General features: G+C 30.6%; 12 protein-coding genes and 1 pseudogene. 8 read left to right on the top strand and 5 right to left on the bottom strand.

Annotated elements, in window-relative coordinates; translation table 11 throughout:
* The first annotated feature begins 26 nt into the window (after positions 1–26).
* Positions 27–158 (top strand): hypothetical protein, encoded by a 132-nt coding sequence (locus MKL38_RS15315; RefSeq protein WP_003653490.1) that lies wholly within the window; start codon positions 27–29, stop codon positions 156–158.
* A 134-nt stretch (positions 159–292) separates the two neighbouring features.
* Positions 293–1,576 (top strand): ribonucleotide-diphosphate reductase subunit beta, encoded by a 1,284-nt coding sequence (locus tag MKL38_RS15310; protein ID WP_005042873.1) that lies wholly within the window; start codon positions 293–295, stop codon positions 1,574–1,576.
* A gap of 199 nt (positions 1,577–1,775) precedes the next feature.
* Here MKL38_RS15310 and MKL38_RS15305 read toward each other — a convergent pair whose 3' ends face one another.
* Positions 1,776–2,069: a hypothetical protein gene (locus MKL38_RS15305; protein ID WP_133747998.1), complete on the bottom strand. Its 294-nt coding sequence runs from the start codon at positions 2,067–2,069 to the stop codon at positions 1,776–1,778.
* Positions 2,070–2,339: 270 nt separating this feature from the next.
* A complete protein-coding gene (locus MKL38_RS15300; RefSeq protein WP_270903684.1) occupies positions 2,340–2,924 on the bottom strand; it encodes a recombinase family protein in 585 nt (194 codons plus the stop codon).
* 855 nt (positions 2,925–3,779) lie between these two features.
* Here MKL38_RS15300 and MKL38_RS15295 point away from each other — a divergent pair.
* Positions 3,780–4,367: a recombinase family protein gene (locus tag MKL38_RS15295; protein WP_270903683.1), complete on the top strand. Its 588-nt coding sequence runs from the start codon at positions 3,780–3,782 to the stop codon at positions 4,365–4,367.
* 609 nt (positions 4,368–4,976) lie between these two features.
* On the top strand, positions 4,977–5,366 hold the full coding sequence (locus tag MKL38_RS15290) for a hypothetical protein (protein ID WP_270903682.1): 390 nt from the start codon (positions 4,977–4,979) through the stop codon (positions 5,364–5,366).
* Between the two features lie 80 nt (positions 5,367–5,446).
* Here MKL38_RS15290 and MKL38_RS15285 read toward each other — a convergent pair whose 3' ends face one another.
* Together MKL38_RS15285 and MKL38_RS15280 are read right to left on the bottom strand one after the other, a co-directional pair.
* Positions 5,447–5,854 carry a hypothetical protein gene (locus tag MKL38_RS15285; protein WP_270903681.1) on the bottom strand — a complete coding sequence of 136 codons (408 nt, stop codon included), beginning with the start codon at positions 5,852–5,854 and terminating at the stop codon, positions 5,447–5,449.
* Positions 5,855–6,514: 660 nt separating this feature from the next.
* Positions 6,515–7,088 (bottom strand): annotated as a pseudogene (locus tag MKL38_RS15280) (hypothetical protein).
* A gap of 760 nt (positions 7,089–7,848) precedes the next feature.
* On the opposite strand from MKL38_RS15280, the gene MKL38_RS15275 reads away from it, so the two are divergent.
* The 4 genes from MKL38_RS15275 (at position 7,849) to MKL38_RS15260 (ending at position 12,945) form a co-directional block, all read left to right on the top strand.
* The gene (locus MKL38_RS15275) at positions 7,849–9,507 is read left to right on the top strand and encodes a poly alpha-glucosyltransferase (protein WP_270903680.1); all 1,659 of its coding nucleotides are present in this window, start codon (positions 7,849–7,851) and stop codon (positions 9,505–9,507) included.
* A gap of 68 nt (positions 9,508–9,575) precedes the next feature.
* Positions 9,576–10,334: a CatB-related O-acetyltransferase gene (locus MKL38_RS15270; protein WP_270903679.1), complete on the top strand. Its 759-nt coding sequence runs from the start codon at positions 9,576–9,578 to the stop codon at positions 10,332–10,334.
* Between the two features lie 32 nt (positions 10,335–10,366).
* A complete protein-coding gene (locus MKL38_RS15265) occupies positions 10,367–11,908 on the top strand; it encodes a glycosyltransferase (protein ID WP_270903678.1) in 1,542 nt (513 codons plus the stop codon).
* Positions 11,908–12,945: a peptidase MA family protein gene (locus MKL38_RS15260; protein ID WP_442866675.1), complete on the top strand. Its 1,038-nt coding sequence runs from the start codon at positions 11,908–11,910 to the stop codon at positions 12,943–12,945. The genes MKL38_RS15265 and MKL38_RS15260 overlap by 1 nt, the downstream gene beginning before the upstream one ends.
* Positions 12,946–13,074: 129 nt before the next feature.
* Here the strand turns inward: MKL38_RS15260 and MKL38_RS15255 are convergent.
* The coding region (locus tag MKL38_RS15255) for an ABSDF2314 family large adhesin (RefSeq protein WP_333725385.1) at positions 13,075–15,686 on the bottom strand (2,612 nt) is incomplete at its 5' end.

Here is a 15,686-nt window from a genome sequence, read left to right as displayed (position 1 = left end):
GAGCAATTTTACAAGAGGTAAAGATTATGCTTTCTCATCTCAGCCATAACTATATGCTTGGTGTTGGAGTTTTAATCTTTGCCTTTCTTTTCTTTTATATGCCACTGGTTTACGCATTTTTCACAATACGTAAGCAACAGCGTAAGCAAAATAAGTAGTAGAGACCAAAGGCCCAAAATTTGGTCATACCTCAATAAAACTTAATTTTGTTTACACATTAAAAGCGTATAGTAGGGACATCTTCGTTTAAGAGATGTCAAATATAGATATACACAACGAAGAGAGAACAAAAATGTCTATCCTTAGTTGGGACGATTTTGAAGATGATTCGCAAAAACCGGCTGCACCTGAACTCAAGTCTGCGCCCGTCAAATCGGAAAAAACGACTAATTCGCAGAATGTATCTTCTGCGGAGTCATCATCGCAGAGCTTGGCAACTTCACAATCCGCTGGAACCCATTCCGTGCGACCAACAGTTGCCTCCGATACGGTGGCTAGAGCCTCTGCAGCCTTAGAACATTTAGATGTTGCTCCTGGCCTTGAAGAGCTAGAAATGGGCGCGCAACGTGTTCAAGTTGATGACAAAGCCATGATTAACTGTCGTGCGGACTTGAACCAGCTTGTTCCATTTAAATATGAATGGGCTTGGCAGAAGTATCTTGACGGGTGTGCAAACCACTGGATGCCGCAAGAAGTAAACATGAACCTAGACATCGCGCTTTGGAAGTCTGAAAATGGCTTAACTGAAGATGAGCGTACGATTGTTATGCGTTCTTTAGGTTTCTTCTCGACTGCTGACTCTTTGGTTGCAAACAACTTGGTATTGGCAATTTACCGCCACATTACCAACCCTGAATGCCGTCAGTACATTTTGCGTCAAGCATTTGAAGAAGCAATTCACACTCATGCTTATCAATACTGTATCGAATCTTTAGGTATGGACGAAGGCGAAGTCTTCAACATGTACCGTGAAGTTCCATCTGTTGCGCGTAAAGCAGCGTGGGGATTGAAATATACTCAATCTTTAACAGATCCTAATTTCCACACAGGCACACCTGAAAACGACCAACGTTTACTTCGTAACTTGATCGCGTTCTACTGTGTTCTTGAAGGGATCTTCTTCTACTGTGGCTTTACTCAAATTTTGAGTATGGGTCGTCGTAACAAGATGAACGGTGTTGCTGAGCAATTCCAATACATCTTACGTGATGAATCTATGCACTTGAACTTTGGTATCGATATGATTAACCAAATCAAGATTGAGAACCCTCACCTTTGGAGCGCAGAGTTCCAACAAGAAGTGGTTCAAATGATTGTTGAAGGCACAATGCTTGAAATCGAATATGCGCGTGACACGATGCCACGCGGTGTATTGGGTATGAACGCAAGCATGATGGAAGAATATTTGAAATTCATCTGTAACCGCCGTTTATCTCAGTTAGGTTTACCAGAGCAATTTGCTGGTGTAACCAACCCATTTGCGTGGATGTCTGAGATGATGGACTTACGTAAAGAGAAGAACTTCTTTGAAACTCGCGTGACTGACTACCAAACTGGTGGTGCGTTAAGCTGGTAAGTTTAAGCATCTGTCAAACAATAAAAACCGCTATTGATAGCGGTTTTTTTATTTAAAGTATAATTCGCTAGCTCAAGCAGATTCGATATACAATAAAATTAAAATAAATTTTAAAAATCAACAACATAAACTGCAAAAAATAAAAACCCAAAGTGGTTTTAACTAAACAAAAAATAAGCGTCTTTTTAATATTTAAAAATTAACAACCACAAATCCAAAACATATTATAGACAATAAGAGCTGGAGCATTTACAGGATAAGTATCACTATCGAGAGATTTATATAGCCTATCCTTATACTTAATAGTTAGTAACTTTTCTTTTCGATCAACGACCAAACCAACTCTATAAATAAAGTAGAAGGAATCATTATTACTTATTCGTCTAAATACAAATTGTACTGCATCTTCTTTTTGAATTTTTGAATGATCAACCGCTATAAAACCATTACATACAGGACACTTCCACTTATCTAAATCAATACTCATATCTATACTTCAAGTTAACGCATCGTATAAATTAATCGCATAGTCAAGTAATATAACTTTCAATGAATTAAAGTTGTGCTACAAAATACACATAACAATATCAATAGAAAAATAAAAACATCAATATGAATTTAATTTTAAAATAAAAATATTATTTAATAACTATTAAATTAAAAATTAAAACACAATTTAATACATAAAAAATCACCAAAATAATCAAAAATATTTCAATCAATTATTAATCACAATATAAAAATCCGATATTAATCTTTATAATTATTCACTGGATTTTTCAAGTATTCTTTGTATCACAGTCCTTGATACAGCAAGATCTTTAGCTAAAGAATATACACTAAATCCTTTTTTAAATTTATTAATAACTTCCTGTTTTTGTTCATTTGTTAATTTTTCGGGTCTACCTACTTTTTTAGATAATCTATGATTCTTTTGTGTAGATTGGTCAAGCAAGAAAAGTTTTTCAAAACTAATGCAAATTTCTATAAAATGAATAAAATTATTTCTAATACTTTCTTTCAACTCACAATTGAAATATTCCAAAATAATCAATTTAATTTGTTTTTTTTCAATCAATATAATTGTAGATAATATTTCTTTAAAACTATTCCCTAAACAGTCAATTCCTTTAACAATTAAAAAATCATCCTCTTCTAAAGAATAATTAATCAAATTAAAAAATATAGTCCGTAAAGTTATAGACTTATCAACTGAAGCCAATTCCAGCACTACTCTACTATATGGAACTTTATGATTAAAAGTATTTAATAATGAAATAAAAGATTCTTTTTCTTTGTCTAATTCATCAATATTAGAATTGACTCGAATATAAGCATAAATACGCATGCTCCCCCCATCCCTTAGAGTCATGTGAAGTGCATTTTCAAAGTATGTTCAAATCAAAGCATTTCTTTTAGATACTTTTAGAGCTTCACTTATTGTTTGTTATATAATTAATGTCTTAAATTTATACTTTTATAGTAGTATAATTTTTCTTATATTTCCACCACAAAAAACAATTTAAAAATATAATATAAAAAAACATTATATTAATAAAAAAACAATTGCCAGAAAATCAATTATTCATTTCAGCCTTAAATATCAGCATTATAACAATCAACAAGACCTCAAATATCACAAGACATTAAATCAAATATCAATTTTAAATAAAAAATTATTTAAAAAAACACAAACACATTTATTATAATAAACCAGTTAATTTCTATAATATATTATCTAAAATTGTTTTAAACCTATGTATTAAATTTACAATAAATTTAAACACACAACCAAAAATAAAATAAAATAAACACACAAATCATTAAAAATCAAATACCTATAAAAAACACCAATAATCTTACAACTAACAAATTATTACTTCATTATATTTTATGCACTCAAATTAATTCAAATAAAAAATAAAACTAGATTTTAATATCTAATTTATATTAAATTCAGAAGTAGTTTAAGTAGTGAGTTAATTTAATATACGACACACTAAAGCCAAGAAACCAATAAAATTATTAGGTAACATGATTATGGAAGTTAATAAAAATTTGAAAAAAGTAATGATTTAACTATGTACTTAATTATTATGTTTTAAACACTGTATAGTACACTTTTGTGATTTAGTTCATGTTTTTTTTAAAAAAATAAGATGCTAATATTTGTTTTGTTTTTGTTTAATTTTGGTGTTTTAATATGCGTACATATGCCTATGTTAGAATAGAGCCTAATTTGCAATTTGAATTTTCTAGGTATATCACTTTTTTTAGTGAGTATGGCTATAAAATCCAAAAGAATAGATTAGTAGTAGAAGAAGTATCTGTTGATAAATCTATTGCTTATAGAGATAAATTTCTTAATTTAATAAGTTACTCTTTAGAAGAAGGTGATATTTTAGTGATAAAAAGCATGGATTGCTTAGGGAATAGCTTTGAAGAAATTTTAGGAATAGTTGATAAAATTGATCAGAAAAAAATCAGACTAATATGCTTGGATTACTCTAAAAATGAAATTAATGGTGACTTAAAAATTTTCTTTCTTCATTTTTTAAAGTTATCAGCTGAATTTGAGAAATTATTTAAGTCTGACAATAAAAAATTCAAGGATCACAAACCAACAAGAAAAGTTGGTCGCCCAGAAATATTAAATAATGAACAAAAAAATAGAGTAATTGAATTGTTTAAGAAAGGCTACAGCGTATATTCACTCGCTAAAGAATTTGCAGTTACAAGAACAGTAATTCAAAGAATTTTAAACAATGCATCGAAAAGTAATGTATTGTAATTATTAAATATTTTGGATTAAATGATCTATGACATACATATGGAACAATATAAAAAGGAAGAGTTATGAATCATATAGTATTAGTCCCCTAAATGAGCTCAATTAAATTTCAAGCAAAAAATTAGATAAGCTATTGAAATATAATTGTATATTAATTATTTATTTTTATGCTTGAAATTTAGATACTATTATCAAGAATGGATATAATTAATTCTATATTAAGTTAGTTTTTCTTATAATTCTTTAAAAATAGTTTTATGTCTTTCATCATGATTATGCTACCTATAAAAACATAATTAGTTAACTCTCAAATAATTCAATAAAAATAATATTTATTTTCAATAATTTAAAAAAAACACTTTATGTAAAAATATAATTTATATAGATTTACTATTGATTATATTATATTTACATCGTAGAGTTGTTTCCCATGAAATAAAGCAATTTAACTTTTAAGAAAATGTTAATAGTGTAAATTTATTTCAAACAATTTCTTAACAAATTAACCATTTGAAATTTATAAATTTCAGCTTTTAACAAAAGTAACTTTATGCTTTTAAAGCATTTATTATGAAAATTTATTTATTTTAAAATATGATAATATTTAATATGAATGATATTTTTTGGAAGTCCTCAATAGGCTCAGCAACAGGTGATATTTATATTCCGAAAGGAATTGGCCCCTTCCCAACTATTATTATTTTTGATACGGGGTTAATAAAAAGTACCAAAACTTATGCCACCTTCTATGCAGAGAAAATGAAAGAAATAGGTTTTTTTACCTTTCTAGTGACATTAAACTTAAATAAAACAAATAAGTATAAAGAAAATGAAATTGGCTCAGCTATAGAATATATTTCAAAACGAAAAGAAGTAAATGGCAATAAGATCTACTTAATAAAAATTGAAAAAAACAAAATAATAGATTCCAATATAAAATTATACAAAAATTATTTTCAGGCTATTGCTTCAATTAATTATTTTACTTTAAACAACTAAATCTTTAAATAAAAATTATTTGAATGAATTATAATGAGACCAAGCTAGTAAGGCTTAGTCTCCTTTTATCTGTTTAATTATCAAAAACCATGACTAACAGATGATTTAGAAACATAAATTGAATTTTTTGGGTTTGCATCTTCTACCCAGCATGACTTAGAAACATTAATCTCTTCACCACTTACTAAAATAATTTTTGTCTGTTTCAGATCACTAGTAACATTACTGGCAGCATAATAATGATGTTTATCACAAATTACTGTCTTCTTATGATTACTTGCATATTGAGAGGCTTTATTTTCTGTAACCTCTCCTGTACCAAAGCTAGGTCGGTTTGATTTTTCTGATATTAAATACAATTTATGACTAGCAATGGTATTAATAGAAGGTGGTGAATAAACTGATTGATGACCATATGGCTGATTCACACAACCCGTCAAGATTAGTGTTAATGAAAATACGATTTGGAATAGAAGTAAACTCTTCATTAATTTTAATCCTCATGTTAAATATATAATCATCCATTTTTATAAAATCCATCTTAAATTAAAATTTATAGAATTAGGATTATTAATAATAGATATATTACTACAATAGGTTTAGGTTAAATTCAACTATGTATTCTTAAATTATAACAAAAGAAGTCAATATAATTTTAAATTCTTTATTAATTAAGAAGAGTCCACATCCTGTAAGGCTGCGGACTTAGTGAATATCACTTAAACCTGAAATACGAGGATAGTTGTAATAAAAATCCTCAAGATTATATTCACATGAGAACTAGGCTTTATCAATTACAAATTAATTAAGTTCATAATAATTTTTTTATGAAAAAAATTATCCTTACTTTACATACATTAAGCTCACTCATAACTTAAAAAATGTTTTAAAATTATGTTTTAAATACTTAAATTTCAAACATTATAAAAAATTTGAAAGATAGAATACTCTCACAATTTATTTTCCATAATTTATAGTTTTTATAACTATATTCCTCCTCATCCCAACTTTTATTTCATTTATAAATGATCTATTTAACTAATAATCAACTCAATAGATCAACTTATGGATTCAATGTAAGTTCATCTCTTAATATTTGCGTAAAACTATTTCTCATAAACCAGATAAACCTAATATTACTTTTAGTTCTACGCAAACAATATAATAAGCTTATAAATTTGCTGCTTGGTCAAGAATATTTAAGGTTGGTAGCCCCCTTGCACACATTCCAGCAATCTTTCTAGCTTTATCTGCCGCATCATGATGAGATCCGTCAATTGCTTGTAAATTTATGATATTTGACGCCCAAGATAATTGAATCAACTTGTCGTGAAGTACCTTTTGAGAAACCCAAGGGACAATACTGTCATTTAAATCCCCAACTACAAATACTCTATTCGCTGGGTGCTTAGGTGTAAGTGCAGTTATTGCATCTACAGCTTCAAATAGTCTTGGATCAGGCGTCTTGCCCAATGCTTCAGCCAGTATTTTAGGTGATGAAGGAGCTGAACTTGGGATAGCACATAATATATCTGTCCTTTTTGATAATAAGGCAGATACAATATGACCACCACCACTATGCCCAACTAACACATAGTTAAGGATTTGATGTCTTTGCTTAATTTTATTTAATGCTTCAGACATTAATAAAGATTCTAATGGCTTTCTAGCACCATTATGTACACCAGACGATCCATAAATTCCTGGACGAGCTACAAAAATATATGGGAAATTATATAACTCTGTTGACTTAACGACTGCTTCATTAACTTTGTCCTGTGGTTTACTGTTAGTATACTCTGGAAACGCCGTCGCTCCCACAATTGCTACATCTCCAGAAAAATATGCAATTGCTCTATTATTGGTTTGATTTTCGAGTAATCCGGCAGAATAATATCGTATGCATTCTTTATATGAGTAACCATTTAAATTTACTTCAACCCAAACCGTTCTTCCGATCCCAGAATTATCTAATTGTGTACATTGTGCTTGAGTCGAAGTAACAACGTTATACGCATCTTTTCCGATAAAATTTCCATTTGTTAAATCAATACTAACTGTTTCAGCGAAAGTATGATTAGCAGCTAATAACATCAATAAAGAAATTATTTTTTTCATAATTAACCTTTTAATTCAGATAAACTTTAGATAATTAAATTAACAACCAAGATTAGTTAATACAACAACAAAAAAAATAGAAATATTAAAAACCATATAATTCATTTATTTTTATCAAAAAATTAAGCTATATTGCATTAAAACTAAAAATATAAATTATGTTTTAAACTATACTTAAATTAAAACATATGAATTAAATTTCGAATAATTTTAAACACAACTCAAGCCTTAAAATCACTTCTAGTACCACAAAAAAACAAATACAATAACAAACAGAATTAAATATCACTCTATTGTTTTTTAAAAAAGGGATTAAAACAATTTAATTGTTTTCTAGCCAAGATTAACTTAATTAGGTCGTAATATGCTACATCAATTGAAATATTTAGATTTAAGTAATTTAAAGAATCAGATCAGTGAATGGATATCACTATATGATCAGACTGACTCTGATAAAAAAATAGTCTTTATCTCATATGGTTGCCTAGATCAACGTTGTAAAGTTTTTTCAATCGCTAGTACTGACATAAAAAAATTGCAAAAAAAAATAAATAACTTTTTAGAAAAAATTTTTCTTAAAGATAAACGTTATCTAGCCTATATAAAACTTGATATTGCAACTCAAATAGAAAAAAAAAGTTGGATCGATGTTACCAATGATATATCTAATCAAAAGCATAATAATCATTTTAGGAAAGGTATTAGTTTTGATAAAGATTTCAATATATGTTTTTTAGAGCAAGAAATTTATGGGAATGCAATCATACGAGGAATTTCATATGATCAAAAAAATTTTATTGACCAAAATAATTTAAATAATGCAATAAAGAAAAAATATCCTTCTATTCAAAAAGAATTAGAAATTAATAAAATTAAAGATGTATGGCTTTTTGAAACTGAAAGTGTATTTTACGAAAATAGTAAATTCATTAAACTTCAAAGTGGAGGTTGTAAAAATGGAGTTAGATTCATTGATAAAAATGATAAATCTCATATTAAAGAAATAATTAATAAAAATGCTAATTTCCTATCCTATCAACTTTTAGAAGATGGGAAATTTATCTATGGCTATTTTCCAGCATTTGATAATGAAATTAAAAGCTACAATACAATACGGCATTGCACTTCAATTTATTCTCTTTTAGAAACTTTTGAGATTGAAGATAATAATCAATATTGGCCTAAAATTCACTTGGCTATTGAGTATAGCATCAAAAATTTTTACAAGTTAATCGATGAAGATACTGCTCATATGATTGATGGAAATGACAATAATTATGAGATCAAGCTTGGTGCGAATGCAGCCGCTATTTTAATGTTAACAAAATATCAGGAAATTACTAAAAATAAAAAATATCTAGAATATGCAGAAAAAATAGCAAATGGAATTATTCAAATGATTGATAAATCAGGACAAACAGTGCATATCTTAGAGTACCCGTCTTTATCTATTAAAGAAAAATTTAGAATTGTTTATTATGATGGCGAAGCTGCACTAGCGCTACTAAGACTATATCAATTAAATAATAATAAGCTTCTTTTAGATACTGTTAAATTAATGTTTGATAACTTTATATCTAATTCATATGAAAAATATCATGATCATTGGCTAAGTTATTGTACCAATGAATTAACAATGTTATGCCCAGAATTTAAATACTATCAATTTGGTATAAATAACTACTTAAAGCATATGGATTTTATTAAAAATCGAAAAACAGCATACGCAACTTTTCTTGAAATGATGATGTCTGCTTATAAAATGGTGAGTCGCCTAAGTGAGCAAGGCCATGAAAAATTATTTAACTCTTCTAGATTTGAAGATTTAAAATCTCTTATAAAATTACGTGCCGAATTTCAACGTACAGGTTTTTTCTATCCAGAAGTAGCTATGTATATGAAAAATCCCAAGTCTGTATTAAATTCTTTCTATGTAAGGCATGACCGTTTTCGTACTCGTATTGATGATCAAGAACATAACTTATCAGGCTATATTGCATACTATTTGTATTTCAAAGATTAGCTTGGAATTTCTAATTCTAGAATCAAAAATATCAAAAACTTTTTAATAGAGTAATTAAAGGTATCTTTATGAATGAAGAAATATTTACTTTATCAAATGAAACAATAAGTGTTGAATTTTTTAAAATTGAAGAAAATCTTAAAAATCTCAATATAAATATGTTTTTCCTAAAAAAAAATCCACATCGGCTTATTACATTAAATAATGATTTGAAACTTGAAGGACATAATAATTTTTATAACAGTGTTTTAAGCCTTTGTACAATTGGTGCTTTTTCATACTCATCCTCAAATCTTGGTTATGGTGTTTCTATTGGCCGCTATTGTAGCTTAGCTAGTAATATTAAAATTATGGGTGCTCATCACTTCACCGATTGGGTTTCTACTTCTCCTCACTTTTATACTGAAGATTATCATGATACTGACCCAGCATCAGTTACACATACTTTCAGAAGCCGACGTAATGTCACCATTGGAAATGATGTGTGGATTGGATCAGATGTTATTTTAAAAAATAATATTACTATTGGTGATGGTGCAATAATCGCTTCTAACAGTGTGATTACAAAGAATGTTGAACCATATACTATCGTTGGTGGTAACCCTGCTAGACTCATTCGTAAAAGATTTGACAATACAGTTATTAATGAATTAATAAATTTGAAATGGTGGAAATTTCACAAAAATGATTTAAAAGGCTTAAACTTCATGGAACCACTTGATTTTATTGATCAATTTAAAAATAAAATTTATGCAGGAGGTTTAAATGAATACCATCCACCAATTCTTACAAAAAGTGATCTGCTTAAATCACCATCAAACAAATAAATCTTATTATATTTTATAAATGGTTATTTATTATGAAAACTCAATATTTTTTTCTATTTCCAAAAATTGACCAAAAGAAAAATGGATTGGTTTTTGCTCTTTTAAAACGTGCAAAAATATTAAATGAACAATTAGGTATTAGTCCCACCATTATTACTACTGATTACGATCGCTCTCTTGCAGAAAATTATTGGAGCCTTATTACTACAAATTTAGCTCCTACTTCTATTGGCTATCTCAATCTATATGGTGATTTTCAAGGAACTCATCTAAAACTGGCTAATAAAAAAATTCATAATCCTACGGTAGAAATGTTTAACAGTAACATTTTAAAAACTATAATTCCTTTCACCTACAATCAGCGGTTTCATGATAAAAATAATAAAAACTATTTGTACGAAATACGGCAAAATGACTCTCCTACTTTAAGTTATGTAAATACTTTCAAAAAAGGAGTAAAAACAGGACGGATTATTTATGACTCTTATGGTTATCTTAGTTGTATTCAAGTCATCAACCCAGAAAATCAAATGATAATAACTGAAACTTATTATCATACAGAAGGTTATCCAGTTATTATAAAAAACTATCAACTCAACGAAAAGAATAAAAACATTGTTTCAAATATTTTTTTATTTAATAAACAAGGTGTTATTGACGAGGTTTTTGATACTGAGTCTCAACTCATTCAATACTGGTTCCTAAAAATCTCTCAACTTTATAAAAATGATCTAATGTATATTCTTATCGATCGTGCAATTCATTTCTATGAACCACTTAGAGAGATAAAACAAGAAAATATGCGTTTTATTGGTACAATTCATGCCACCCATTTAAATGGTCCTGATATTCAAAACTCTACAATTAATCGTCATTATCGTAGTTACTTTAAATATAGTAATGAATTAGATGCACTAGTAATTTTAACTGAACGCCAAAAACAACATATTCAACAGCGCTTTGGAATGGAAGGGAAACTATTTGTTATTCCGCATATATATGAAAAAACTGTCGATCATGTCAATTTTTCAAACAGAGATCCAATGTTTTGCTTAACTATTGCCAGGTATGATAAAGCGAAAAATTTAGATAGCTTAATTAGGGTTTTCAAAAAAGTTGTAGAAGTAATCCCCAATGCTTATTTAAACATTTATGGTTTTGGAAGTGAGTATAACTTCTTACAAAGTCAAATTGATGAATATCAGTTAAATAACCATATTAAATTGATGGGCTATAATGAGAATACTGATGCTTTATATAATAAGGCAAGCTTATTCCTTTTTTCTAGCCGGTCTGAAGGTTTCGGTATGGCAGTTTTAGAAGCCCTATGCCATGGTTGCCCTGTAGTGAGTTATGACATCGATTACGGACCATCAGATATGATTAATCATGATGAAAATGGTTATTTAATTACTTTTCAAGATGAAGAGTTATTTGCACAGAAAGTAATTTCTTTATTAAAAGATGAACAAAAACGGCTTAAACTTAGTGAAAATGCATATGCATGTACTCAGCTCACTGATCAAAAACAATTTGCTCAAAAATGGCAATCACTTTTTCAGGCCATTCTGTAATGTTTTTTATGCATAAGAAGGGTTTGGTTTTATTATTTTCTACATTTTGCTTATCTACTTATATTTATGCAAAAACTGATTGTTATTCAAGTAGCCCTCCTGTTGTTACACAACTTGATAAAGTCTATTATGGTATGGATAATTTGCGTATTTTTTATACTATATCTGGTGATAATGCTTTAAAATTTCAATTGGATAAAAATCTAAATCATGTTCCAGACTATGTAGAAAATATTGCTATTCAAGCAAATACTATACGAAAAGCTTGGTCCGTTTTAGGCTACCAAGATCCTTTGAATAGTCCACGCTATAAAAATAACGTCCAATATATTGATATACAAATACAGAAGCTTAATGGACTCGGACTAGCTTATGATGAACCCCATCGACATACCAATAATCCATTAAAAAAAAACGCGTGTGCTCTAATTATTCTTATCAGCAATAATATTCCAAATTTAACTACTGACTCTTCATTAGTTGAACATGAATTATTTCATCTTTACACCTACGGTTATACGATGTTTAAGCAATCTTGGCTCACGGAAAGCTTGGCAGCCTGGTCAGAAGGGATCATCCGAAAAGATAAGCTTGGTACATATGGACAGAGAAATTTGCCGAAAAATGAAGAAGATTTTGACAAATATATCTTGCAAAGAACTTATAGGACATCTCAATTATGGAACCGTCTTACCACACTTATAGATACATCTGATGGAAAACTACTTTTACCCTCTTCTCTCATACAACAGAGATACACTGATGGACAACCTGTTTTTCAAGATCAATATTTAAAAGGAACCGTCTTTATGAAAAAGTTTCTTGAAAATCTTGGAAAACAAGATCAACAAATTTCTATTTTAAATAATTGGAATTTATATCACTGGAAAGAAATTGATCAAAATTCAGCTCATTTCAACCAACAAATTTTAGATACTTTATTGATAACTCTAGAAAAAACAAAAGAGAGCAATATAGAGAAAAATAAATTTCAAAGTCTCTTAAAAAAAGTTATTAAAAATAAAAAATCTAGTTAATTTTACTTTCAAAAATATTAAATAAGCCATTTACTGCGACTAATGCTTTTAAAAACTATTTTTAAATAAAAAAAGAGAAGGCACTTATGCCTTCTCTTCTATTTACAGATTTCTATCAGCAATAATCAATTAAAATAACAACTGATTATTATTCAATAACTCATCCAGTGTTGTATCTGTATTTTTCAATACAATGAGATCGGTTGAGTTATAGGTATTACCAGTACCATCACGGTCAATACTAATTAAAGTATTACCCGCACCATCAGAAGTAACAGACACATAATTAGAGATATTGCCTGCATTAGCACCATTTAACAATGAACTAATATCAACTTTATCACCTTGAGCCAAATTGAAGTCAGTCCACTCATCTGTACCATTACCACCCGTTGCATCAGCAGCGTTCAGTAAGTTATAGACAACTGTATCTGCACCAGCTCCAGTGCTAATAATGTCATGGCTAGCAGTACTGATGGTCTCACTACCGATATTCACGGTTAATGTTGCAGGTGTACTTTCATCGCCTGTTGCAGCAACCAGTTTATAGTTCAATGTAGCGACATCACCAGAAGTCGCAGAACTATTTGCTGTGAACGTATATGTTCCATTTGCCGAAACAACGAAGGTACCATCTTCAACCGTGATTGTTTGACCATTCGCTTGTACATAAGTACCAGGTGAAGTTTCTACAAATACTTTTGTACTTGCCCCACCTGTTACATCTACACCATTACCAGAATCATCTGTTAACAAGTTACCTGTAGCCGTTACTGTCGCACCATTACCAACGAATTGATCATAATGTGTGAAAGTAGCATTTACTGTAGTGTTGACAGTGGTTGTATTGGTTCCAGCAATCAGAGGAATATTAGATTCTGTACTACCAAACACAACACGCCATTGGCTAGTAGTGTCTGATGCAGAAACCTGATAAGAGCCGCTGATCAACACAGTACCGCCAGCATCACCTAAGATTGGTGATGAATGTACAACAGAAGCTGATGCTCCAGGTTGAGTTGTCCAAACACCATTCACAAGTTTTTGTACTTGATAACTGAAAGTATCACCATTAGCAGAGCTATCTAAGATACCACCTTGTGTAGTTACAGAGAAATTAATCGATGCAGCTGTATTGGCAGCGACATTAATCACATCACTCGTATCACTACCAGCAACCGAAGTAGCAGCACCAAATAACGGTTTTGTACTACTTGCAGCCATACTACCCGTATCAACAGTTGTATTGGTTGATGGAACTAAAGTAATCGCAGCTGCTGCTGAATTATTAGTTGCCGTCAATTCTACTACACCATCTTGAGTTGGATCTTCTGGCCATGTGATATCAAGATCATTTGTATCAATGCGAATATTTAAAGTCGCAGTATCTTGATGTCCATCACTATCCTGAATCGTATAAGTGAAGCTATCTACTTTACCTAGACTATTTGGAACAGTGAAATCACGGATGTATTCATAATTACCATTTTTATCAATGAACAACTCACCATATTCACCTTGAATACGAGTAAATGCTTCATTGTCTTGTGGTAACGCAGTTGTTACACCATCTTCATTAGCAACACTAATAACTGTTGCTGTTTCACCAGCATGAATAACGTCTGCTACATCTGTAGGATTTTCAGGATTGTTTGCAGTAATCACATTACCTTTGGCTAGAACATCACCATAATCACTCAATACCTCGTTGGTAACAGAAATTGAAGCAACGCCAATTCCTGTCACTTGTACGCCCTCACCAGGAGTTAATACAAGCGCATATTGTCCTTCAGGTAGATTAGTGATAGATGCTCCACCACCCATGACTCCTAAACCAATTCCAAGCATGGATCCAGCATTATCTATTTTGCTGTACGGTTCATATCCACCCGTATTCTCGTTATAACGAAGAATATTAAGGTCATAAGAACCAATACCACCACCTATTAACACTCCACCAAAAGATACATCAAACGATGCAATTCCACCTTCAGGTACGGTAACTGTAATTGGTGTTTGACCTTTCAAGTCAATAATTGGACCAATCAATGATAATGATGGGAAGGTTACTAATGCTCCACCAGGGATGTCTGGATTAGTTACTACAGGAGTGATCTCACTTAATACTGTAGCAATATCATCGATAGCATCAATGAAAACTGGAACTATAGATGTAACTGGTAATGAAGTATTACCTGCTGCATCTGTCGCTGTTGCTGTTACAACATCGCCAGTTACTAATGTACCAGGATTAGCTACAGACCAAGTACCATCACCTTCTGTAGTAGTAGTAATGGTACTACCATCTGGGAAGGTTACAGTTACTGTTGAACCTGGTTCTGCCGTACCTGTGATCGGATCAACATCATCCAATTCATCAATAGCAATTACTGGAGGTACAGTATCTACAACTTCTGTTGCCGGTGTCGATTCGTTACCTGCAGCATCTGTCGCTGTTGCTGTTACAACATCGCCATCATTCAAGCCTGGGTTCGGTACTGTCCAGCTTCCATCTGTACCCGCAACTACTGTTGCTGTGGTGCCATCAGGATAAGTCACTGTCACTGTTGAACCTGGTTCTGCCGTACCTGTGATCGGATCCGTACCATTGATTGGATCAATCTCTGGTGCAGCCGGAGCCACTGCATCTACAACTTCTGTTGCCGGTGTCGATTCGTTACCTGCAGCATCTGTCGCTGTTGCTGTTACAACATCGCCATCATTCAAGCCTGGGTTCGGTA

This window comes from Acinetobacter sp. AOR14_HL (assembly GCF_027855175.1).
GTDB classification, from domain to species: domain Bacteria; phylum Pseudomonadota; class Gammaproteobacteria; order Pseudomonadales; family Moraxellaceae; genus Acinetobacter; species Acinetobacter calcoaceticus.
This window is presented reverse-complemented; position numbering and strand designations above follow the sequence as displayed.